We start from the raw sequence: 23,669 nt of genomic DNA on the forward strand, positions 1-23,669 counted from the left end.
TGTGTGTGTCGCGGCGGGTGCGGTGCTGCGACCGGATGGGGACCGGTGCCTTCCCGCGGCTGCTTCGACTGCCCCGGCGGTCAGCGTGCGGTCATCAGCAACAGGTCATGGGCGTGCGGGTGGTCATCAGCGAGCGGTGGAGTCCTGGAACCACACCAGCGACGCCGTCGGTTCGGCCGTCGTGGGACGCAGTCCGAGCGTCTGGGAGGAAGCCGCCAGCACCGTCGCGTCGCTGCGCAACGCCTGCTGCTGCCGGAAGTCCAGCGCCGGTCCGGCGATACCGTCACCAGCGCCGAGCCGCAGGGAGGACAGGGCGTCCGCGACGGCGGACGGATCGTCACTGCGCGCGGACCCCACGGCCCGGACGAGCGCGACGACCGCGTCGTGGCTGCGGGAGTCAGCGGCCCAGGCGACGGCGGAGAAGGGCTGGTCAGCTGTGAGGTTCTGCGCCGCCGCATCGTCGGCGAGGACGCGGACACCGTTGAGGAACGCCGACATCGCGCGTCCCTGCTCATCCGACGTGAGGGCGCGCGCATCGTCCGTCGCCACCCCCGCCGACACGAACGTGCCCGACAGACTGCCGTCGGCGTCGGCCAGGGCCGTGCCGAATGCGGGGCTGGTCGCCTGCGGGGTGAGGACCACCGGGACGGTGACGTCCGCGGACTGCAAGGCGGCGACGAACGCCCCCTGTCGTGCGGCCGGCCCGCTCACGACGACCGCGTCGGAGTCGACGGGAGCCTGCTCGTCCGCTTCCTCGTCGCCGGCTGCGGGGGTGGCGGTGGATGCGCCCGTGACGGCGCCGGTCCGCTCCGCGACGGTTGCCGCGAGGGCAGTGTCGTCGGCGACGTCGTCCGCGGTCAGCACGTGCGCGACATCGAGACCGGACGGAGCGCCACCACCGAGGTCGACCAGGAGCGGTGACTCCGCACCCCGGAGCGCCTGCTCCATCGCCGCGCTGACCGATGCGGCGGAGGGGGCGGTGGACCACGAGTCACTGCCACTCGACGCGTACGGGAGGACCACCGGGACGCCGGCGTCGGCCGCGGCCTCGAGCGCGCCGGAGACGTGTGCTCCGGACGAGGCGACCACGATGCCCGCGACACCGCTGTCGACGAGGGCCTGGACGGCTCGCTCCCCGCCGCCGGCGCTGCCGCCGTCGTTCCGGGTGACGAGCTCGACGTCGACGCCACCGAGCGTCAGTCGACGTTCGGCGACGAGGGCCCCCTGTGCCGCTTCGTCCCACTCGGACCCTTCGCCGTCACCGAGGGTGACCACGACGCCGATCTTGGTCCCGTCCGGCACGTGCGCGACGCGGAGCGGGACGGGCACGGTCGCCGGGACCGCCTCGGCGGCCGGTGTGTTCCGGTCGACGACGAACACGACGGCGGCGAGGACGACGGCGATGACGAGCACCGCCACGGCAACGATGACGAGCGGCTGACGCGGGCCGCGGGTGCTCTGGACCTCGTCGACGGCCTGGTGCGTCATCGTGCGTCCCCGATGGTGAAGGTGTACAGCGTCGTCGAGGTCGCGCCCTCCGGCACGTTCATCCGGAACGCCGGCAGGGTCGTGGCGGCGTCGAGCGAGGCGCGGAACTGCTCCTGCTGCAACAAGATGCCCGACACGTCCTCGGCGCGGACGTTCGCGTACCCGGCGGCGTTCTGGGACGCGAGGGCGAGCTGGTAGTCCGCGGAGTCGGACTTCGCCGCACTCGTGGCCATCGCGCCGAGGATGCCGGAACCGTTGACCTTGCGGTCGCCGAGGTCGAGCATCACGCGGTTGAGGTCACCGGTCAGGAGGGTGCGCGCACCTTCGATGTCACGGGTCGACGCGGTGGTGCTCGCGTTGATGCGCTCGAGGCTCTGCCTCGTCTGCTCGTCGACCGCGCTCGCGAGGGCCGCGTTCTCCTGCTCGAGCTTGCCCTTTTGCTCGTCGATCGTGCCCTTGGCACCGGAGGTGACGTCGGTCGAGGTCGAGCGGAGGCCGGCGATGGACTGGTCGAACGCCTCGATCACCGCGGTGTTGCTCGTCTCCGCCTGCTCCGAGACGTCGCGGACCTGCTGGTCGATGAGGTCGTCGACCTTCTTTTTTGTCTCTTCGTTGGCATCGGCGAAGCGCTCCTCAACCTTCTCCGCCAGCGCATCCTTCTGCGTTACGACCGCTCCAAGGCCGGTCGCCACCTTTTGGTCGGACTCGACGAGACTATTGACGAGCCGTCGAAGTTCATGCAGCGAGTCCTGCACACCTCCGTCGCCCTCCTCGGTGGCCGTCCTGACGGCATCCATTGCCGTCCTGACCTGGTCAATGCTCGTCTCCAGGTCTCCGAGCGTGGCGCCGATGGCGGACTTCGTGTCATCGACGTTCGTGGCGCTCACGATGGCGTCCCATGCGTCGTGCTGGTCATCGAGCCGGACGTCCATCGGCTTTGAGAACGGGAACGGCGGGTCGAGCGGCTCCTCGACCGTCTGGTCGTCACCGTCCTCGCACGGCGTCGCCGTCAGGTAGGAGCGCAGGTCATTTGCTTGGTTCTCGGTGAGCCCCGAGGTCGTTGGCAACAGCGGTATCCCGCTCGCGTCGCGTCCGATGAGGCGGCAGATCTGTTCCGCAAGTGCAGCGTTCTGCGCCTGCATCGACGGTCCGGACGGGTCCTCTATCTCGCCGAGCGCCGTCCGCGCACCCTCCGCCTGGTCGTGCACCGCGCGGAGCTGACCCCGGACGGCGTCGATCTTTCCGGGCATCTGCTCCACGCTTGCTCGCAGCACCTCGAGGGCCTTCCGAGTCTCGCCGGAGTCGGACGTCGACCCGAACGTGAGCTGTGCCAGCTCTTCGTCGATGCCACTGACTGCGGCACTGACCTTGCCGTAGTCGGCCAGGGCGTCCTCCGCGAACTGCGTCTTCCTGAGACTGTCCGCGAGGTCCTTGCCGGTGGCGACGAGCCTGGTCAACGCCTGCATGATCGTCGTCGAGGACGCGAACAGCGCACACGTGAGGGAGGAGCGGGCGGCCTCGGCCGCGCACTTCTCCGCCGTCGGATCGCTCGGCCCGACCGACGATGCGAGCTGCGCGCTGACCTGCTGCTTGCAGGCTTCACTTGCCTCGGCGTACCCGGCGAGCTGCGCGGACACCCGCAGGAGGTTGCCGTACACGCTGGCACCACCGGTGGCCGGCTGCGGTTCGGCAGCGCAGCCGTTCCCGTCGATGGCCGGCGTCGGCACGGTGGCCGACGTGTCGCCGAGCAGCGCGTCGAGGCTGCCGGTGGTCTCCTGCAGCTGCTGGAGGACCGTGGACTGGGTCCCGCTCACCGTCGCATCGAGGTCGGTCTGCAGCGAGCCGAGCTGTCCCGACAGGGACTGCATGGTGCTCGCCAGCGACGTGCTGCTGTCCTCGAGCCGCTCCGCCGTTCGGACACCGAGCGTGGCCGAGGTCGTCTCGAGGTTCGAGCGGACCTCGGTGATCGTGCCGCCCGCGCGGGCGAGGACCTCGTTGACCTGCGAGATGAGGTCGATCGTCCGCCGCTGCAGCGCGAGCTCGGAGTCCTTCTCGGACCCGAACGCGGCGTTCATGACCCCGGTGGAGGACAGGTCCGTCGAGACCCCCGGCTGCGCGGCCAGGTCGAAGGAGGGTGCCGCGAAGTCCTCGACGTCCGCGACGAGGTGGAGCGTGCTGCTCGCACCAGAGGTCGGCGGAGCCAGCAGACGGCCCCACTGCACGACGGCGTCGCCGTCCCCGTTCGCGCTGACGACGCCGTCGGTCGCCGTGCCCGCGTCCGCGGTGTCGGTGACGACGCGGTTCGGCGCGGTCCCCGTCAGGACCGTCGACGCCGCGATGCTGAACGGCGCACCCACCAGCGCCGGGGTCGTCCGGGAGGCTCCCGCCACGTCGTAGGTGAGGTTGCGCGAGCGGACGGTCAGGTTCTCGACGGTCAGGTCGATCTCGACCCGGCCGGAGTAGCCCGCGAGGTCGGCGAGGTCGGTGCCGCTCTTCTTCGCCGTCGTGTACTGGGTCGTCACGCGCAACGGCAGGTCGGAAGCAGCTTTGGCAGCCTCGTGCTCCGTGACTTCGGACGACGAATCGTCGGCACCGACGGAGATGGCGGTGTCGGAGATCGTGGTGATCGATCCGTCCGCCGCCAAGCGCGTGTCGACGGTCTGCAGGACGCGGGACGGGTTCTCCACCGCGCGATCCGTGGACGTGCACCCCGCCAGGACCACCGCAGCAGCGCCCGCCATCGCGACAACGGCGAGCGCGCGGCCGTTCTTCGTTCGTACCCCTGGATGCAGCATGCGCAACGACATTGGCGATCGTCCCCCTCAAGAACCGACAAGCGACTCGATCCTAACGGGGCTGCAGCGTCCAGGGACGACTGTCCACAGGCCCTCGAGTCCCCCGTTCGGGCGACACGATCAGCGGTGACGACCCGCAGGCCGTCGGGCGAGCGGTGAAGCGATCACCGAGACCAGGACTACGCCGATCGCGAGAACGTCAGCACCAGCGCGCCGAGCTCGCTCTGGAGAGGCCAGGAGTCTGCGACCATCCGTCCGGCTTCCCGCACGATCGAACGGGACACTGGACTCCCCTGTTCCTGCGCCAGAGCCCGGGCGAGGACCGACCGCACTGCAAGGATCTGCTCTGCGGAAGACGCGTCCTCATCTCCGCGCTGATCCAGGGCGTCGATCAGGGAGGCAAGTTCCACTTCGTTCCCTCTGGCCGTGCCCACGCGGATCACGGGGCGCAGGCTCAAGAGCGACGGTATCCGAAGAGTTCCGGAGAGGCACCGAACACTCGCAGCAGACCTCGCATCTTCAGGAATCCGTCGCCGGCCTCGAGATCGTACTTCTCCGCGATCTCGAAGCCAGATGCGATGTCGTCGCTGTTGTCCGCGGTGACACCCTCGCGCAGCACGAACCTCCCACATTCGCCCGACTCGATGACCACCTGCGGAACCGATGCTCCGACGCCTCCTGCCGAGCGCGTGGACCCGCTACTTGCCTCAGCCGAAGAGATGACACATGACAGCTGGACATGATGTGCATCGTCGTACGACTGGAGTACCGCGGGTCCCGCGAGGAAGAACGCACTCACGAAGACGATCACGAAGGCCCACAGTGTGAACAACACCAGGCCTTGGTCTTCGACATCTTCCACTTCGCGGCAGTCACCGATACGTCTCCTGGGAGCGCGATGTGATCAACAGCTGCAGGCCCCTGTCACGGTTCCTCCGAAAAACCGAAGACGAACACCTTCTCGCGCACACGAACGAGGGCCTCCCGATGTCGGAATGATACTTCGCCGATCTCGAACCGAGTCGAGCCTGCTGCTTCGAGCCTCACGGCGATCGCGTCCTTGTTGTCGGTGGTCACCCCTCGCCGGAGGACGAGCGGACCACATTTCTTCGTCATGATCGCGACCTGGTCCAACGACGACCCGATTCCCTTGCCGGAAGTGCTCGACCCGATGTCTCCTTCGGCACCCGTCACGGTGCACGTGACGGAGATCACGTGCGCGCGCTCGTAGGCCTTCCACGCCCACGAGCCTCCGAGGACCAGCGCGGTGACGAGCACCATCGCGCTCAACATCGAGATCACCAGCACGTTCCCGCGGTGCCGTTTTGCTCCCACGTTGCTCCTCGTCGATGTCCCGCCGGGGATCATCATCGTCGTAGCCTTCTGCCGGCCGCCGGATCGGTCCCACTTCATGCGCGGCTCACTCCCCACGTTCCGTTCGCACATCGAGCACATTAGGTGCGACGCCGACCGCTTGGAACCATCCGCGCAGGCGTGCAGACCCTTGACCGATCTTGACGTCGTCGCAGGGCGCTCCCACGTCCCGACCCGAGGCGGATGACCGCACTCCGCCCTCCGCTGAGATGACCCTGATCCGTACGAAGATCGGATGTGTCCGGTCCCGAGCAGAGCCCCCGACTTGCACGACCAGGATCATGATCGGCATGAGCGCGAGAACCGCCAGAACCGTGATCGCGCGCCTTCGCTTCGTGCTCGTCGATGGAGTAGCACCGTCAGGCAGTCTGGTCTACCATTCCCCAATCCATCTGCTGACTCTGAGGGTACCGACGGCGATATTCGAGTTTTGCCTCGGATACCCCGTGCGCGGCACCAACCAGAATCACAAGCGCTTATGCGCTCGAACGGCGCACCTCAATCGATTGATGAATGAACCTGAGTTAGTCCCTCCAGCAGTATGACGCAGCTCCAACCTCGAATCCGTATCGACCGTTCGCTGACTACCCCTCATCGACTTTCCACGCATTCACCGTAGTGACACCTGCGCGGAGCGTTACTCAGCTTCGGTCTCACATCAGCCAGATTCACGGTAACGAGCACCAAATCCGGTCCACCAGCACCAGGATCCCGATTGTGACGACACACAAGCGCGTCCCGTGCGCTCACCCTCGGCTCATCCGGACGAGCCGCTTCTCGGGTGCACGTTTTCGCTACAAGCCGCCGATCTTGTGGACCCTGGGCAGCAGATTGAAGAACTCGAGGAGCCCCCGCAGTGTGATCGAGCCCTTGCCCACCGACAGCGATCGATCAGGATCGCGTTGGAGCTGACGCGCAAGCGCTTCAGCATTGTCGTATGTCACCCCGTTCACGTAGACGAACTCGCCACAACTCGTGGCGAGGACAATCTCAGCACTCGATGAGCCGATACCTCGGTTCGACCGGGACGACGTGTTGTTCGCTTCCGCAGAGTCCACGGTGCATTGCAGCGTGACGAGATGCGAGCGGTCATAGGACTTCAGCAATGTCGGCCCGCCCACGAAGAAACCGATCGGCACGATGAACACTACGAAGACGATGAGTGCCGCAACCAAACGGTTGACGATGACTTGCCTCCGCGCGCGCGCCCGGCCAGGCTTCAACTGCGCACCTGACTCCTTCACGTCCGTTCCTCCGCGTCAACCGGCATGCGCGCCGCGGTTCTTGACATTCGGCCCCTCTGCGCCGCCGACAAATCCATTGACGAACGTGCGCAGCACATTGTCCGCATCGCGTCCTCCTCCCGGCCGGATGATCTCGTTGGTCACCGCACCGATCCCACCGAGCGTACTGTCTACAGCTCCGCCGACGACCGTGTTCCACGTGGCCAGGTTCGGCGCAACCGCCGGCGCCCCCGCCATGGCGTGCGCGCCGCTCGAGCTCCACTGCGGGACGATGTTGAGCCGGTTCGCGAGTGACGATGCGACCTTCGGAGAGACGAAGCTCGATCCAGCACTGAATGCCGCTCCCGTCGCTGTTCCTGTACCTGCCGCTTGCCAGTACTCGGCGCCGGAGGCACTCCAGTTCGACTTCGCTCCCACATCCAACACGTTGGACGCAGCTCCCTGGAGGGCACTCGAGGTCGCCGCCTGTGTCGGCTTCGTGAGCACCTGGCCTGCGCGTTGTGCCAACGAGAAGCCCGAACGACTGAGTGCCGGTGCGGCCTTGGACAACCCGAAAGACGCTCCGCCTCCTACAGCTCCGGCCACACCGCCAATGAGGGTGTCGACTCCTACGGCACCCCAGTCGATCCTGCCGTCCTTGCCTTTGTTGCTTTGGATCGACATTCCCCCGGACAAAGCAGCACCCGCACCCGCCATCATCGCGATCGCGACTATCGGCCCGGCGGGAGTGACCATGGACAGGACCGTCAGTCCGATCCCTAATACGACCGCCGCTGTCGAGATCTCGTCCGAGTACTTGTCCGCGAGCTCCCAGAGACCCCCTCGGTGTGCATCCCGGTACGCCTGCAGGTCCTTGTCCGTAGCCGGCCGCAGCCCCAGCGGGTCGACCGCGTGCAGCGGGTCGTTCCCCGCGTACGAGTAGGGGTTCCCCGACCACCCAGCTCCGACGACCGGAGCGAGCGGGTCCGTCGACAGGAAGCCCTTCGCCACGGGGTCGTACACCCGGGCCCCGAGCCACTCCATCCCCGCGATGCTCAGGCTGCCGCCCGGGGTCAGCCCGACGCCGGACGGCAGGGCAGCTCCGCCGCCGATCCCGTTCGTCGATGCGAGGAGCGCCCAGGGATCGGTCGCTTCGGTCGCTCGCGCCCCGCGCCAGGTCGATGCCGTCCAGTTCCCGTCGATGGCCACGATCCCGCCTGGAGCCTCCAGGACAGGCGTCGCGCCGACGGAGGCCAGGACCGGGACACCCGCAGCGGTGTCCCACCAGGTGTCCGATCCTCCGACTTCCGCGACCTCGCCCAGGGCGTCGGTCCACACCTCGAGTCGGCCGGTCTCGTCGTACGTCGCGTCCCGTTCGACGACGCCGGCCAGGAACCCGAGGTCCGACCATGCGTACTCGGTGGTCGAACCGTCCGGAGCAGTCCGCCGGACGCGCCGACCGAGTCCGTCGTGCACGTACTCGATCCGCGCACCGTCAGCACCGGTGGTGGCGACGAGTTGCCCGGCAGCGTCGTACTCGTGTCGGAGTTCGGCACCGTCGACGGTCTCGGCGACGAGGCGTCCGGCCGCGTCGTACCGCCACGTCCGACCACGGCCGCCGTCGAGCGCACTGACCAGCTGCGCCGCGGCGTCATGGGTGTAGGTCCTCCGGCCGTCCGCACCGGTAATCGCCGCGATGCGGTCGTCCTCGTCGTGGTCGATGCGGGTCGTCGTACCGCCTTCCGGCGTGGTCACGGTGTGTTCGACGAGCGCCCCGCGCTCGTAGGACCACGACTGGACGACGTCACCGGTCGAGGCCTGGACGATGCGCCCGAGGGTGTCCAGGGTGAACGCGGCGGGCGTCAGTCCTTCCCGTTCGACGCCGACGACGCGGCCAGCGGCGTCCCTGCGCCATGTCGTGCGATTGCCGTCCGGGTCCGTGCGCGCCGTACGACGTCCGTCGGCGTCGTACTCCCACGACATCGCCCGCCCACCACGGCTCCGCCGGACGAGCAGACCCCGCCGGTCGAAGCACAACTCGTGCTCGATGTCCCGTCCGGGGCCACGCGTGTGGTCGGTGACGACGACCGCCCGGCGAGCCCTGTCGTGCGTGGTCTCCGCCACGAGGGCGCCGTCCACCGAGAGCCGCTGCTCACGTCCTGCAGCGTCGTACGCCCACTCGACCACCCCGCCGTCGGGGTCCGTCTGCTGGACGCGGCGGCCGGCGGCGTCGAGTCGTGCGGTGGTCGTCCTGCTGAGCGGATCCGTGATGGCAGTCAGCCGTCCGGCGCCGTCGTAGGTGTACCGGGTGATGCCGCCCACCGGGTCAGTCGCGCTGGTCAGGCGCCCGTCGACGTCGTACGTGTAGGCGGTCACTCCACCGACGCCGTTCTCGGCCTCGGTGAGCTGACCCGCGGCGTCGTAGCGGAACCGACGTCGACCGTGACGTGCGTCGTGGACGGAGACGAGCCTCCCGGCCGCGTCCCAGCGGTAGCGAGCCGTTCCTTCTCCGGGTGCGGTCCGCGCGACGACGCGCCCGACGACGTCGTACTCGATGCGCTCGACGTCCCCCGTCGGCAGGGTCCGCGCGACGACCCGTGAGTCTGCGTCGTAGGTGATCGTCGTCCGGGCCCCGAGCTGGTCGGTGGCGGCCGAAGGTCGGCCACAGGCGTCGTACTCGAAGGTCGTCCGCCCGCCGCTCGGCGACACGATGGCGCTGATACGACCACTCATGTCGCGCTCGATGCGGGTGAGGCCACCCTCACCGTCCACGAGCTCGACCGGTCGGCCACACGCGTCGTACGTGACGAGTTCGGAACCGGTCTCATCGGACCTCACCTCGACGGGGCGTCCGAACTCGTCGGACCGGACCGTGGTCGTCGCGAACGCGTCCGACAACGTGGAGATACCGGTGGCCGGGTCATCCGAGAACTCCGTGCGGACGCCGGTGGGGTCAGTCACGGCGCGCAGGTCGCCGTTGACCCCGTACTCCCGGCGCCACACTGCGCCGGTGGGGTCGACGACGGACTGGAGGCGCGACAAGGCGTCGTGCGCGAAGGTCCACGATGCACCGCTCGGCAGGGTGACCTGCAGCGGGTTGGCCTGGTCGTCGTACGTCCGACGAGTGGTCCGTCCGAGCGCGTCGGTCGTGGAGGCGAGTTCGCCGTCCGGGCCGTAGGCGAGGACGGTCCGCGCACCGATCGGGTCGGTGACGGCGCTGACGCGCCCACCCGCGGTGTACTCGACCGTCCACGTCGCGCCGTCGGGGTCTCGGCGAGCGACGACCTGACCGGCGGCACCGTAGCGGTACTCCGTGCGGGCGCCGGTGGGGCTGATGGTCGCGACGGCGTGACCGGCGGTGTCCCGCTCGATCCGTGCGATGTGCCCGGCTGCGTTCGTCACGGCGACCAGCTCACCCGACGCGTCGTGGTCGAGGCTGAGCGTGACACCGGTCGGGTCGACGACCCGCACGAGCAGGCCGCGCTCCCAGGTGAGTTCGGTCCGGCCTCCCACCGGGTCGGTGACGACCGACGGGTCACGCTCGTCACCCTCGTACTCGTACGTGACGACGCTGCCGCTCTCCGTGACCACGGTCGTGACGCGGTCGGCGTCGTCGTAGCCGTACGTGAGGTCACCACCGGTCGGCGTGACCGTCCTCGTGCGCCGACCCCGTGCGTCGTAGGCGTGCACGGTGACCGAGCCGTCGCGTTCCGTCGCCGACACGAGGTTGCCGTGCGGGTCGTAGCTCATCGACTGTCGACGGTCATCCGAGTCGATGATCCCGACGAGCCGACCCTTCGGGTCCGCGATCCAGGCGTTCGAACGCGTCCCGTCCTGATCGGAGACAACGGTCACACGGCCGGGGAGGTAGGCGAACCGGACCCGGCGGCCGTGCGGGCTGGTCTGCTCGACGACACGACGCTGCGCGTCGTACACGTTGTCGACCTCGAGCACGCCGTCGGCACTCGTGACCGTCACGATGAGGTCGTCCTCGTCCCAGCCGTACGTCCTGGTCCCGAGCGGGGTCGCGGCCGAGACCAGGCGCCCTCGGTCGTCGTACCCGTATTCCACCCGACGTCCGTCGGAGGCCCGCAGCACGGCGACACGACCGTCGACGTACTCGACGTCCACGAAGCGACCGCGTTCGTGGCGGAGACGCACGACGGCATCGGAGGCGTCCCGTTCCACCGTCACGGCGGTTCCGGGTCCGGCGCTCTCGCCGGCCCAGAGACCAGTCGGGGTGAAGTCGATGCGACCACCCTCGCTGTCCCGCACGACCAGGAGGTCTGCCTCCGCCGTGAGCCACCGGTTCTCGCCGACACCGCGCGCCCAACCGGCGCCGGCGCGGGGGAAGCGGACGAGTCGGCCGTCGGCACCGACGAAGGACGCGCCCTCGTCGTCGAGGAGCAGCCGGGTCTCGAGGCCGGACGCCCACCCCGGGCCGAAGACACCCACACGCTGGTCGAGGGAGTTGTACATGCGCGACACCCTGAGGGACGCGGATGCGCCGTCGAAGGAGAGGTCGAGCTCCGGCTCGAGGAAGTTGCCGGTCGTCGTGTTGACCGGGTCCATCGAGTAGCCGGTCGTCGGCTGCGCGCCGTAGGCGGTGGGCGGATCGATCTGCAGGTCGGTCCGGTTGGCCGACACGCCCGCGGCCTGCAGGGCTGCGCCGAGCGCGGCGTCAGACACGGTCGAGACCGCGCCTTCACCCCCGGCGGCGGCGAAGGCGTCGGCGATGGTCTTCGCCCAGACGACGTCCTGGTCGTTGGCTGCGAGCCACCGCTCGAAGCCGGTGACGAGCCCGTCCGCGTTGATCGTTCCCCACGAGCACCGCGAAGCGAAGTCGGACAGCTTGCCACGGAGCAGCCCGGGCTTCCCGGACAGCTCGGAGTTCAACGACGCCGAGCCCGTTGCGAAGGACCGGAGGTCTTCCGGCTTCGCGGACGACGTCCCGCCCCCGCCGCCGCCGGAACCCGGGGACGGCGTTTGCCTCGGCTTCGGCTGCATCTCCGCGGGGCCGAAAGGAGGCGCGGGCTTGTTCTCGATGTCCGGCGGGTTCCCGGTGCCGAACGTGTCGTCCCACCACTTCTCGAACCCGTTGCGTTCAGCCTGCTGCTCCTGCCACTCACGGGCCTGGCGACGCCGTTCGCGTTCTTCCGCGGCGAGCTTCTTCATCTGGTCGACCCACCCCGCGACCGTGCGCATCAGGTCTGAGAGGGTCGTACCGTCGCTCTTCGCGATCGTCGCGTTCTCGGTGAACAGCTGCGAGAAGTGGCCGCGGAACTCCTGCGAAGCCGTCGACACGTACGACTGACGACTCCCGATCTGCCCGTCGATCGCACTCGCCGCGCCGCGCATGGCACTGGCGAGCGCGTCAGCGGTGGCGTCGTCGAACTCGATCGGATCGGTGTTGGCGTGCAGCTGTCCTGACACGGTTGTCGTCCCCCCGGAAGAACTGGTGCTGGTCGTGATGGTCCGCGTCGAACGCGGGAGCCCGGGCCGCCCATGACGGACGACCCGGGCGCTGTCGGGCGGTGTCAGGCGCCGCCACCCGCGGTGAAGATGTCCTGCGAGATCTTGTCGAGCTGGGTGCGGAGCTGCTCGAGCTCGGTCTTCGCCTTGTCCAGCGCAGCCTTGGTCTCCGGCCACGTCGACCCACGGAAGTTCCCGGCCAGCGGGCCGTCCCACACGTTCGAGTCGGACAGGATGCGCCCCTGGGCATCGAGCTGCGAGATCTGGTCCGTGAACCCACCGTTCACGATGGACTGGATCTGACGGATGGCGGTCTTCGCCTGTTCGGTCGAAAGCACACGCGACATGGTGAACCCCTCTTCTCTACGTACCTGCACCCCCGCGCAGAAGATCCCCCGGAGGCTCTGACGCGCACCACCATAACGAGTCGTCCACCCGCTCGTACCCTCCTGTGGACAGCTGATCCGCCGTCCCGACAACTGCCCGTTCACCCTCTGTCTCCACAGGCGCAACCCGGGCCGCCCCCGGTGCAGGGTGCTGGTGGCAGGATGTGGCCATGGACACCGAACCGCAGCTGGACGGCGACTCCGTCGCGAACGACCTCGACGACTTCGACGAGGTCGTGGAGATCGAGCACGAGTCGCTGCCCTCGGACCGGTACTTCGACCGCGAGCTCAGCTGGCTCCGCTTCAACCAGCGCGTGCTCGAGCTCGGTGAAGACCGGACGCAGCCGCTGCTCGAGCGAGCGAACTTCCTCGCGATCTTCGCCTCCAACCTCGACGAGTTCTTCATGGTCCGCGTCGCCGGCCTGAAGCGCCGCATCGACACCGGCATCGCGGTCCCCACCAACGTCGGTCGCGCCCCGAGCGACGTCCTGCGCGACATCGCGATGAAGGCGCACGAGCTGCAGGAACGGCACGCCAACGCCTTCATCGGGTCGCTCAAGCCCGACCTCGACGCCGCCGGCATCCACGTCGAGCACTGGTCCGACCTGGGCGAGGACGACCGCCTGCGGATGCGTGAGTACTTCAGCGAGCAGATCTTCCCGGTGCTCATGCCGCTCGCGGTCGACCCGGCACACCCGTTCCCCTACATCTCCGGCCTCTCGCTCAACCTGGCGGTGCGGGTGCGCAACCCGAAGTCGCAGCGGCAGGAGTTCGCGCGCCTCAAGGTGCCGCAGAACTACCCGCGCTTCATCAAGCTCCCGGACGACAACTCGGGGCGGCTGCGCTTCATCCCCCTCGAAGACCTCATCGCGAACCACCTGCCGGACCTGTTCCCGGGCATGGAGGTCCTCGAGCACCACGTGTTCCGGATCACCCGCAACGAGGACGTCGAGATCGAGGAGGACGAGGCCGAGAACCTCATCCAGGCACTCGAGCGTGAACTGCTCCGCCGGCGCTTCGGTCCGCCGATCCGGCTCGAGATCACCGAGGACATGGACCCGGTGACGCTCGACCTCCTGGTGCGCGAACTCGACATCACCGAGCAGGAGGTCTACCGCCTGCCGTCGCCGCTCGACCTCGGCGGGCTGTTCGAGATCGCCAAGATCGCCCGCCCGGATCTGCACTACCCGCGCCACGTCCCGACGACCCCGGTGCAGTTCCAGCCGGGCGAGCCGAACACGAAGCCCGACCTGTTCCGCGCCATCGCCGCCCGCGACGTCCTGGTCCACCACCCGTACGAGTCCTTCGCGACCAGCGTGCAGGCGTTCCTCGAGCAGGCCGCCGCCGACCCGAACGTCCTCGCGATCAAGCAGACGCTGTACCGCACGTCGGGCGACTCCCCCATCGTCGAGGCCCTGATCGACGCCGCAGCAGCCGGCAAGCAGGTCCTCGCCCTGGTGGAGATCAAGGCGCGCTTCGACGAGCAGAACAACATCACGTGGGCCCGGAAGCTCGAGAAGGCCGGCGTGCACGTCGTCTACGGCCTGGTCGGGCTGAAGACGCACTCCAAGCTGGTGCTCGTCATCCGCCAGGAGGGCGGCACGCTCAAGCACTACAGCCACATCGGCACGGGCAACTACAACCCGAAGACCTCGCGGATCTACGAGGACATGGGCCTGTTCACCGCGGACGACACCGTGGGCAAGGACCTCACCCGCCTGTTCAACGAGCTGTCCGGGTACGCGATCGAGAAGAAGTTCAAGCGACTGCTGGTCGCGCCGCTGCACCTGCGGAAGGGCCTCATCAAGCGCATCCAGACGGAGGCGCAGAACGCCCGCGACGGCAAGCCGTCGGGCATCCGCATCAAGGTCAACTCGATGGTCGACGAGCAGATCATCGACGCGCTGTACCTGGCGAGCCAGGCCGGCGTCCCCGTCGATGTCTGGGTCCGTGGGATCTGCTCGCTGAAGCCCGGGCTCGAAGGGGTGAGCGAGACCATCCGTGTCCGGAGCATCGTCGGACGGTACCTGGAGCACTCCCGGGCCTTCGCCTTCCACAACGACGGTGACCCGGCGGTCTTCATCGGCAGCGCGGACATGATGCACCGCAACCTCGACCGTCGCGTCGAGGCCCTGGTGCGGCTCACGGCGCCGGCGCACATCAACGAGGTCCAGGAGATGTTCGACCTGGCGATGGCCGAGACCACCAGCTCCTGGCACCTGGAGTCGGACGGCGAGTGGACGCGCCACTCGACGGACGGGGACGGTCGTCCGCTCGACGACGCCCAGAACGTGCAGATGCGGACGATCTCGGCCCGGAAGCGCTCGACGCGGTGAGTGGCGGTCAGGCAGGCCCGGTGGTCGCGGCCGGGGCCGTGGTGTGGCGTGAGCAGGACGGGGCCCCGTTCGTGCTCCTCATCCACCGGGAGCACCACAAGGACGTCTCGTTCCCGAAGGGCAAGGTCGATCCGGGCGAGAGCGTCCCCGAGGCCGCCGTACGTGAGATCGACGAGGAGACCGGGTACCGCGTGCACCTCGGTGCTCCCCTCGGTCGGGCCGAGTACGTCCTGCCCAGCGGACGCGACAAGGTCGTGCACTACTGGTCGGCGCGGGTGAGCCGGAAGGAGTTCGAGCGGGCGGGCGCCTTCCGTCCGAACGACGAGGTCGCCGCGGTCGAGTGGGTGTCGATCGACGACGCCCGCGCACGACTCACCTACGAGCGGGACGTGGCGATCCTCGACCGCTTCGCCGAGCGGGCGGCAGCGGGCGAGCACGACACCTTCGCCCTGATCGCGCTCCGGCACGCGAAGACGGTGCCCGGTTCGGACTGGGACGGGCCCGACGCGACCCGCCCACTCCTGCCGGTCGGCCGGGCGCAGGCGAAGTCCGTGGCGGCACCGGTCGCGGCGTTCGGTCCGAAGAAGATCGTCAGCAGCACAGCGGCGCGGTGCCTCGCGACCGTCGAACCGCTGTCCGCCAGGACGAAGCTCGGCGTCTCCGACACCCCCGACATCAGCCAGGACGCTCACGAGCGCGGGACCGCCGACGTGAAGGGCGTCATCCGGAAGCGCCTCGACAAGGCCAAGTCCGCGGTGCTGTGCTCGCACGGACCCGTGCTGCCGGACATCGTGGCCAGGATCGCGACCGACACCGCTGACGACGGCTCGCGGTTCGACCTCCGCCGTGCCGCGATGCTCTCGGTCGGGGACTTCGCCGTCATGCACATCGCTGGCCGCAAGCTCGTCGCGGTCGAGACGCACCGCAACACCGTCAGCGCCTGACACGCCGATCTCGCGGGCTGAACGGGTCAAGAGACCGGCAGGGTCGGCAGGGCGGCAAGGCCGGCAGGGCGGCAGGGCCCGGCACGGCCGGCACGGCCAGCACTCTGCCGCTGCAGGCGGACGCGAGCACCTCCGTCCGGTGACGGACCCGGAGTGTCCCCGCGAGCCTCCCGTCCGCAGGGCAGCGTGCCCCGATCCTGCCCGCGCCCGCCTCCCGCGTCCGCCGACCCGCACCGGATGAACCCCGCGTTCACCTTCCGTTCACCAGAGGGCGTCATCCCGGTCACCTCTCGTCCCTACAGTCACTCCCGGGTCAGCACCGGCCCGGGGACCACACAGCGGTCCCACTGCACTTACATTCCCGAAGGGACCCCTGTGAACATCAAGCGAATCGGCTCGGTCGCGGCAATCGCGATCGCCGGCGCCGTCGTGCTCTCCTCCTGCGCGGCGAACGAGGACACCGCGGGCAGCGACACCTCGTCGTCCGCCTCCTCCTCGGGTGTCGACTACTCGAACCTCTCCGGCACTCTCACCGGCTCGGGCTCCTCCGCGCAGCAGACCGCCGAGGCCACCTGGGCCGCCGGCTTCCAGGAGCAGGCCTCCGGCGTCACGGTGAACTACACGCCCGACGGCTCCGGTGCCGGGCGCGAGAACTTCATGTCCGGTGCCGCTGACTTCGCCGGCTCCGACGCCGCGCTGAAGGAAGAGGAGCTCTCCGGCGAGTTCAAGAACTGCGCCGCGGACTCCAAGGGCATCGACATCCCCGTCTACATCTCCCCGATCGCGATCGCCTACAAGGTCGACGGCGTCTCGGACCTGACCCTCGACGCGAAGAGCATCGCGGGCATCTTCTCCGGCAAGATCACCAAGTGGAACGACGACGAGATCGCCGCGCTCAACGACGGTGTGGACCTGCCGTCGTCGAACATCACGGTCGTGCACCGCTCGGACGACTCGGGCACCACGCAGAACTTCTCCGAGTACGTCGCGGCGAACGCCCCCGACGTGTGGACCGAGGAGCCGAGCCAGACCTTCCCGTTCCAGGTCGGCGACAGCGCGAAGGGCACCTCGGGTGTGGCCTCGGCCATGCAGGGCGCCTCGAACGCCATCACCTACATCGACGACTCCGGCGCCGGTGACCTCGACAAGGCGAAGCTGATGGTCGGCGACACGGCCACCGAGCTCTCCGCCGAGGGTGCCGCCCAGGTCGTGGCCGACTCCGACGTGGCCTCGGGCCGCGAGGAGAACGACCTCGCGATCGACATCGACCGCAAGGACACCGCTGAGGGCGCCTGGCCGCTCGTGCTCGTCTCCTACGCGATCGCGTGCCAGGAGTACGAGGACAAGGACAAGGCCGACCTCGTGAAGGCGTACCTCGGCTACGTCGTGTCCGAGGACGCGCAGAAGGCCGCGGCGACGGAGGCCAAGTCGGCCGCCCTGTCGTCCGAGCTGTCGGAGAAGGCCGCAGCAGCGGTCGAGTCCATCAAGTAAGTCCCGCTAGCGCCCGGACGCCGGTCCCACCCACCAGACCGGCGTCCGGGCTCTCGCCCGTCCCGACGCGAGCTGCCTCCGCGCCCGTCGTGACCCGCACGATCACCTCTCCCCCGAACCCCTCGCGTTCACCCCGGGCGCGATCCTCCGACAGGAGCCCCATGACGACCGCACCGGTCCGAGACCAGGACACCGCCACCCCGTCGAAGCCCAAGGCCGTCGTCCGTATCGGCGACCGGGTGTTCTCCACCGCCTCCGTCGTGGCGGGCAGTCTCATCCTCTTCGTCCTCGCGCTCGTGGCCGCGTTCCTCGTCTGGCAGAGCCTCCCGGCGTTCTCCGCGAAGGCGGGCGACCTGCCGAACGACGCGGCGAACTTCTGGGACTACGTCGGCCCGCTCGTCTTCGGCACGGTGTGGTCCGCGTTCCTGGCCCTCGTGATGGCCGTGCCGCTGTCACTCGGCATCGCGCTCTTCATCTCGCACTACGCGCCGCGCCGTCTGGCACCGGTGCTCGGGTACGTCATCGACCTGCTCGCCGCGGTCCCCTCGGTCGTCTACGGCCTCTGGGGCATCGTCGTGCTGGCTCGGTTCGTGCGCCCGTTCTACGAGTTCCTCAACGAACACTTCGGCTGGATCCCGCTGTTCTCCGGACAGGTCTCCGGCACCGGCCGCACCATCCTGACCGCCTCGATCGTCCTCGCGGTCATGGCCATCCCGATCATGACCGCGGTCATGCGCGAGATCTTCCTGCAGGCGCCGACCCTCAACGAGGAAGCGGCGCTGGCGCTCGGAGCGACGCGCTGGGAGATGATCCGGATGTCCGTCCTGCCGTTCGCCAAGTCCGGCATCGTGTCCGCGATCATGCTCGGCCTCGGACGCGCGCTCGGCGAGACGATGGCGATCGCACTGGTCCTGTCGGTGTCGACGAACATCACCTTCAACCTGATCGGATCGCTCAACCCGTCGACGATCGCGGCGAACATCGCCCTGCAGTTCGCCGAAGCCTCCGGGACGGCGCTGAACGCCCTGGTCGCCTCCGGCTTGATCCTCTTCGTCATCACCCTGGTCATCAACATGCTCGCGCGGTACATCGTCCGCAAGCGAGTCTCCTGACGGGAAAGGTCGCACCCCCGATGTCCCTCGCACTCCGTCAGCCCGCCGGCAACGTCTTCGCCAACGGGAAGCTCCACAAGTCCGTCCCGTGGCTGCTCCTCGTCGGCAGTTGGGTCGCCCTCGGCCTGGTGTTCGCCTTGCTCGCCGCCAGCGGCGCCACGCAGGACTTCAACATCGTGGCCGCGGTCTTCCTCGGCACGGTCCTGTTCGACGTCCTCATCGTCGTCCTCTCCCGGATCGTCGAGGGTGGACGAAAGGCCGTGGACCGACTCATCACCTCGCTCGTCGTCACCGCCTTCGTGATCGCCGTGCTGCCGCTGGTCTCCCTGCTCTACACGGTGCTCGCCAAGGGGCTGGCCCGCTTCGACGCCGAGTACTTCTCGTACTCGATGCGCGGCGTGATCTCCGAGGGTGGCGGCGCGGTCCACGCCCTCATCGGCACCCTCGAGATCACGCTCTTCGCGGCGCTCATCAGCGTCCCGATCGGCCTGCTCACCTCGATCTACCTCGTCGAGTACGGCAAGGGCGTCCTCGCCCGGGGCATCACGTTCTTCGTGGACGTCATGACCGGCATCCCCTCGATCGTCGCCGGTCTGTTCGCCTACTCGCTCTTCGCGCTGATCCTCGGCCCGGGCGCCCGCTTCGGCCTGGTCGGTTCCATCGCCCTCGCCGTGCTGATGATCCCGATCGTCGTGCGGTCCACCGAGGAGGTCCTGAAGATCGTCCCGATGGAACTCCGCGAGGCGTCCTACGCACTCGGCGTCCCGAAGTGGCTGACGATCGTGAAGGTCGTCCTCCCCACCAGCCTCGCCGGCATCACGACGGGCGTCATGCTCTCGATCGCCCGCGTCATCGGTGAGACCGCCCCGCTGCTCGTCACGGCCGGCTTCACGTCGAGCATGAACTACGACCTGTTCGGGGACCCGATGATGACGCTGCCGGTGTTCGCCTACACCCAGTACTCGCAGCAGGGCGCCAACCCGGTGCCGTTCGTCGACCGCGCCTGGACGGCAGCGCTGCTCCTCATCCTCATCGTGATGCTGCTCAACCTGCTGGCCCGCTTCATCACCCGCCTCTTCGCCCCGAAGCTCCCGCGCTAGCGCGGAAACGATCCCGAGCACCCCTCCACCGACTTCCCGCCCCAGCGGTTCGACCACCCAACCCAGAAGGATCCACGTGTCCAAGCGCATCGAGGTCGACGGCCTCAACGTCTACTACTCGAAGTTCAAGGCCGTCGAGGGCGTCGACATGACGATCGAGCCCCGCACCGTCACCGCCTTCATCGGCCCGTCCGGCTGCGGCAAGTCGACCTTCCTCCGCACCCTCAACCGCATGCACGAGGTCATCCCCGGTGCGTACGTCGAGGGCTCGGTCAAGGTCGATGGTGACGACCTGTACGCCCCCGGCGTCGACCCGGTCATCGTCCGCCGCCAGGTCGGCATGGTCTTCCAGCGCCCGAACCCGTTCCCGACGATGTCGATCAAGGACAACGTGCTGGCCGGGGTCAAGCTCAACAACAAGCGCATCTCGCGGTCCGAGGCCGACGACATCGTCGAGCGCTCGCTGCAGGGTGCGAACCTGTGGAACGAGGTCAAGGACCGCCTCGAGAAGCCCGGCATGGGCCTGTCCGGTGGTCAGCAGCAGCGCCTCTGCATCGCCCGGGCGATCGCGGTGCAGCCGGACGTGCTGCTCATGGACGAGCCGTGCTCCGCGCTCGACCCGATCTCGACCCTCGCCATCGAGGACCTCATCGAGGAGCTGAAGAAGGAGTTCACGATCGTCATCGTGACCCACAACATGCAGCAGGCCTCGCGCGTCAGCGACAAGACCGCGTTCTTCAACATCGCGGGCACCGGTCAGCCGGGCCACCTCATCGAGTTCGACGACACCGCGACGATCTTCTCGAACCCGTCGGTGAAGTCGACCGAGGACTACGTCTCGGGTCGCTTCGGGTGATCGGCCGCCGGTCGGTCCGCTGACCACCGGACGGGAGGCCCGGTGCGCGTCCGCCACGGACGGCACCGGGCCTCCCGTCATTGCGCGGGACGCGCCGCACGAACGGAAGGCCCCCACCGACCGGTGGGGGCCTTCCGTTCGTGCTGCCGGGACCGCGCGGTCAGGCTTCGGAGGTGGGGACGGCCACGACGGGCTCGGACGTCGGCTGGTCCGACCCACCCGCCGGCTCGACCGTGATGCCGATCACGTCCCCGGCGCCCATCGTGCCGTGCAGGACCGCGGAGCGGACCCCACCGTCGACGTCGTTCATGAGCCCGGCGGCCGTGATGGTGCCGCCCGACTCCTCGGGGCTGATGTACCAGAGCTCGTACGTCTTGTCCTGGGGCGCCGCCTCGACGCCGTCGAGGATCACCGCGGAGCGACCGAGTTGACCGGACCACACGACGGTGGCCGTACCGCCGCCCTTGACCTTCGCGGTGCTGCGCTGGAAGTCCGGCGAAGCGTAGATCTGGTCGAGCCCCGTGGCGGCCTGCGCGGTCGCCGGGGTGTTGCTGCCGTCGTCGAGGGCGGTGCCGACGCCCAGGCCGACACCGAGGAAGACGACCGCGCCGGCGGCAGCGACGCTGAGCATCGCGGCGGGGCGCTGGAACCAGCGGGCGCGGGCGGTGGACGCGGCGCGACCAGAGTCGGAGGCGACGTCCGTGACGGGCGCGGGCCGGGCCTCCTGGACGGGTTCCGGACTCGCCTGCTCCGTGCCGTCGAGGGCGGGCAGCTGCGGGGTCGTGGCGATCTTCGCCATGAGCGCGCTCTTGAGCGAAGCGGACGGCTCGACCGGCGGCACCGCGTACGCGAGGGCCAGAGCGGTCTCACGCAGCGAGTCGGCCTCGACGCGGAGCTCGGAGGAGCCCTGCAGTGCCCGCTCGACCGCGGCACGTTCGTCGTCGTCGAGGGCGTCGAGCGCGTGCGAGCCGGTCATCAGCTCGGGGTCGTCGTGCTTGCTGGTCATGATGTCACCCCCATCTCGTCACGGAGTCGGATCATCCCGTCGCGGAGACGGGTCTTGACGGTGCCGATCGGCACCCCGAGCTTCTCAGCCATCTCGCTGTGCGAGAACCCGCCGTAGTAGGCGAGCTGCACGGCTTGGCGCTGGAACTCGGTGAGTCGGGACAGCGCCCGGCTGACGCGCTCGTGCTCGAGTCGGATCTCGACCGACTCGGAGACGGAGTCGAAGTCCGTCTCGAAGTCGCGGATGCCGATCTTGGTGTCGCGATCGCGGGAGGACTGCGATGCCCGCACCCGGTCGACCGCTCGCCGGTGCGCCATGGTGAGCACCCAGCTCGCGGCGCTGCCGCGGGCCTGGTCGAAGCGCGTCGCCTGCTGCCAGACCTCGAGGAAGACCTCCTGCGTGACCTCTTCCGATTGCGCACGGTCCTTGAGGAGCCGTGTCACGAGTCCGAGGACCCGCCCCGACAGCTCGTCGTACAGGTCGGAGAACGCAGCCTGGTCGCCGGTCGCGACCCGACTGAGCAGGTCGTCCGCCGACACCGGTTCCGGCGCCGCGGGAGTCCAACCGTCCATGTCGCCTTCCACGAGAGTGAGCATTGCAGGTTTTCCTCCTCCCCGTGTGTACGGCGTCCTCCGCGCGCACTGGACAGAGCGCTCGGCGACGGCGGTCGCGGTGGTCATCAGCTGGGTCCCGTTCGGATCGGGTCGCGGCAGCGGTCGCTGCGCGGGTGGTGCGGTGCCTGTGGCGAGGCCCCGTGCGACCCACAGGGAATTGACCCGGGAGCGGGCCCGGGTCGCACGGGGACCTCGTGTGATCGTCGTACGACGGTCACGCTGATGATTCGGCACCCTCGCGCTGTCGGATTGGGTGAGGATCGCTTCGGGTTCGCTCGGCGGGGGCGGGTGCACCCGTCGGCCGTTGCCCGGGCGCCGTGTCGCGGGCGGCACGGGCCGGGGCGGAACGAACCGGGGCGCGCCCGGTGCCGGATCTGTCCACCGAGAGTGAACACCTGGGCGCACACCCGGAGGTGTCTCGTACAATTGAACTCGCCGGGCCGCAGCAAGCCCCGGGCTCCAATATTCGCCGCTCCGAGCGGCCTCGCGCCGAGAGGCGCTTCTGCGGCCCGGTCTTCTCATGTCCGGAAGTGGATCCGGTCGCGTGGCGGCTGCGCGCCCGTGCTGCCGGCGGTCAGGTCCGCCCGTGCGGTCCTTCGCCGTTGCCGTCCGTGGCGTCCGGGCCTCCGGGCGTGCGGATCAGTCCAGGCTGTCGCGCCGCCAGAGCGCCGCCGCGGCGGACAGGTCCTCGGCGAGTTCGGCGAGTCGGTACGCCCGGGTCGTCAGGGCCGACGCCCGCTCCGCCGCCGTCAGGTCCGCGTCGTCCGCCACCGACGTCGCCCCCGCCGCGGTGAGCCGGGCGAACGCTGCGCCGCGCTCCAGCGCCACCGCGAAGTCCCCCGTGTAGAGGCCGTGCAGGATCCGGTCGGACAGGGTGAGGATCTCGGCTGGTCCCGTCGGTTCCTCCGCGCCCGCGACGGCCTGGTCGATCGTGCCGATGAGCTGCGTGCCCCGCTCGAAGAGGTACGCGATCTCCTCCGGGTTCTGCCGGATGACCGTCCGCACCAGGTAGATGCGCCACAGGGCTCCCGGCAGGGTGTGCGCTCCGACGCGGGCCCAGAGCTCCGCGATCGCGTCGATGCCGTGCACGTCGGTGTAGGTGACCAACCGCTCGACAACCGCCGGATCCGGGTCCTCCCGCACACGGTGCAGCAGTGCGTTCGCCGTGTCGTGGGCGACGCGGTTCACCAGTGCCGGGTCCTCACCGCCCTGGATGGCGGCGAACTCGGCATCGGTGAACTGGACAGGACGGTGGTGTTCGCGAGGCACCGCGACAGTGTAGGCGCTGCTCTCCCGATACCCTTGTCGACGAGGGCCTCTAGCTCAGTTGGTAGAGCACCGGACTTTTAATCCGAGGGTCGTGGGTTCGAGCCCCACGGGGCCCACTCCCTTCCGCTTCCTTCGCGCTCACTGCGCCAGGGCCGGATTCCCCGGAGCGCCCGTCATGGAGGCGACTCGTCACTCGCCGAGCG

The 23,669-nt window shown here is 69.0% G+C and carries 16 protein-coding genes and 1 tRNA gene; 7 read left to right on the top strand and 10 right to left on the bottom strand.

Annotation, left to right across the window (positions count from 1 at the left end):
- Nucleotides 1-126: 126 nt before the first annotated feature.
- The 7 genes from DEJ18_RS14030 to DEJ18_RS14060 all read right to left on the bottom strand — a co-directional run bounded on the left by DEJ18_RS14030 (nt 127) and on the right by DEJ18_RS14060 (nt 12,699).
- Nucleotides 127-1,488, bottom strand: a complete 1,362-nt coding sequence (locus DEJ18_RS14030) for a type 1 periplasmic-binding domain-containing protein (protein WP_111210088.1) — start codon at nt 1,486-1,488, stop codon at nt 127-129.
- The gene (locus DEJ18_RS14035; protein WP_111210087.1) at nt 1,485-4,175 is read right to left on the bottom strand and encodes a hypothetical protein; all 2,691 of its coding nucleotides are present in this window, start codon (nt 4,173-4,175) and stop codon (nt 1,485-1,487) included. Before DEJ18_RS14035 ends, DEJ18_RS14030 begins: the two co-directional genes overlap by 4 nt.
- Nucleotides 4,176-4,737: 562 nt before the next feature.
- On the bottom strand, nt 4,738-5,094 hold the full coding sequence (locus DEJ18_RS14040; RefSeq protein ID WP_146241517.1) for a hypothetical protein: 357 nt from the start codon (nt 5,092-5,094) through the stop codon (nt 4,738-4,740).
- A gap of 113 nt (nt 5,095-5,207) precedes the next feature.
- Entirely contained in the window at nt 5,208-5,696 is a 489-nt protein-coding gene (locus tag DEJ18_RS14045) for a hypothetical protein (RefSeq protein WP_146241516.1), read from the bottom strand.
- A 755-nt stretch (nt 5,697-6,451) separates the two neighbouring features.
- Nucleotides 6,452-6,901 carry a hypothetical protein gene (locus DEJ18_RS14050; protein WP_111210082.1) on the bottom strand — a complete coding sequence of 150 codons (450 nt, stop codon included), beginning with the start codon at nt 6,899-6,901 and terminating at the stop codon, nt 6,452-6,454.
- A gap of 15 nt (nt 6,902-6,916) precedes the next feature.
- Complete coding sequence (locus DEJ18_RS14055) at nt 6,917-12,313, bottom strand: DUF6531 domain-containing protein (RefSeq protein WP_111210081.1); 5,397 nt, start codon at nt 12,311-12,313, stop codon at nt 6,917-6,919.
- Between the two features lie 104 nt (nt 12,314-12,417).
- On the bottom strand, nt 12,418-12,699 hold the full coding sequence (locus DEJ18_RS14060; protein ID WP_111210080.1) for a pyrophosphorylase: 282 nt from the start codon (nt 12,697-12,699) through the stop codon (nt 12,418-12,420).
- 209 nt (nt 12,700-12,908) lie between these two features.
- On the opposite strand from DEJ18_RS14060, the gene DEJ18_RS14065 reads away from it, so the two are divergent.
- From DEJ18_RS14065 to pstB, 6 genes are all read left to right on the top strand, one after another.
- Complete coding sequence (locus tag DEJ18_RS14065; protein ID WP_111210079.1) at nt 12,909-15,074, top strand: RNA degradosome polyphosphate kinase; 2,166 nt, start codon at nt 12,909-12,911, stop codon at nt 15,072-15,074.
- Between the two features lie 20 nt (nt 15,075-15,094).
- A complete protein-coding gene (locus DEJ18_RS14070; RefSeq protein WP_181434155.1) occupies nt 15,095-16,018 on the top strand; it encodes an NUDIX hydrolase in 924 nt (307 codons plus the stop codon).
- A 375-nt stretch (nt 16,019-16,393) separates the two neighbouring features.
- Nucleotides 16,394-17,509: a phosphate ABC transporter substrate-binding protein PstS gene (locus DEJ18_RS14075; protein WP_111079883.1), complete on the top strand. Its 1,116-nt coding sequence runs from the start codon at nt 16,394-16,396 to the stop codon at nt 17,507-17,509.
- Between the two features lie 161 nt (nt 17,510-17,670).
- Entirely contained in the window at nt 17,671-18,621 is a 951-nt protein-coding gene (gene pstC, locus DEJ18_RS14080) for a phosphate ABC transporter permease subunit PstC (RefSeq protein ID WP_111079884.1), read from the top strand.
- A gap of 20 nt (nt 18,622-18,641) precedes the next feature.
- Complete coding sequence (gene pstA / locus DEJ18_RS14085) at nt 18,642-19,721, top strand: phosphate ABC transporter permease PstA (protein ID WP_111210077.1); 1,080 nt, start codon at nt 18,642-18,644, stop codon at nt 19,719-19,721.
- Between the two features lie 76 nt (nt 19,722-19,797).
- Entirely contained in the window at nt 19,798-20,577 is a 780-nt protein-coding gene (gene pstB / locus DEJ18_RS14090) for a phosphate ABC transporter ATP-binding protein PstB (protein ID WP_111052332.1), read from the top strand.
- Nucleotides 20,578-20,737: 160 nt separating this feature from the next.
- Here the strand turns inward: pstB and DEJ18_RS14095 are convergent, their stop codons facing one another.
- From DEJ18_RS14095 to DEJ18_RS14105, 3 genes are all read right to left on the bottom strand, one after another.
- Complete coding sequence (locus tag DEJ18_RS14095; RefSeq protein WP_111210076.1) at nt 20,738-21,583, bottom strand: anti-sigma factor; 846 nt, start codon at nt 21,581-21,583, stop codon at nt 20,738-20,740.
- On the bottom strand, nt 21,580-22,179 hold the full coding sequence (gene sigK / locus DEJ18_RS14100; RefSeq protein WP_111079887.1) for an ECF RNA polymerase sigma factor SigK: 600 nt from the start codon (nt 22,177-22,179) through the stop codon (nt 21,580-21,582). The genes DEJ18_RS14095 and sigK overlap by 4 nt, the downstream gene beginning before the upstream one ends.
- A gap of 657 nt (nt 22,180-22,836) precedes the next feature.
- Nucleotides 22,837-23,466 (bottom strand): DNA-directed RNA polymerase subunit beta, encoded by a 630-nt coding sequence (locus tag DEJ18_RS14105; RefSeq protein ID WP_111079888.1) that lies wholly within the window; start codon nt 23,464-23,466, stop codon nt 22,837-22,839.
- Nucleotides 23,467-23,509: 43 nt separating this feature from the next.
- On the opposite strand from DEJ18_RS14105, the gene DEJ18_RS14110 reads away from it, so the two are divergent.
- A tRNA-Lys gene (locus DEJ18_RS14110) sits at nt 23,510-23,582 on the top strand.
- The last annotated feature ends 87 nt before the right edge of the window (nt 23,583-23,669 follow it).

Origin of the sequence: Curtobacterium sp. MCSS17_015 (assembly GCF_003234265.2) — a bacterium.
GTDB lineage: Bacteria > Actinomycetota > Actinomycetes > Actinomycetales > Microbacteriaceae > Curtobacterium.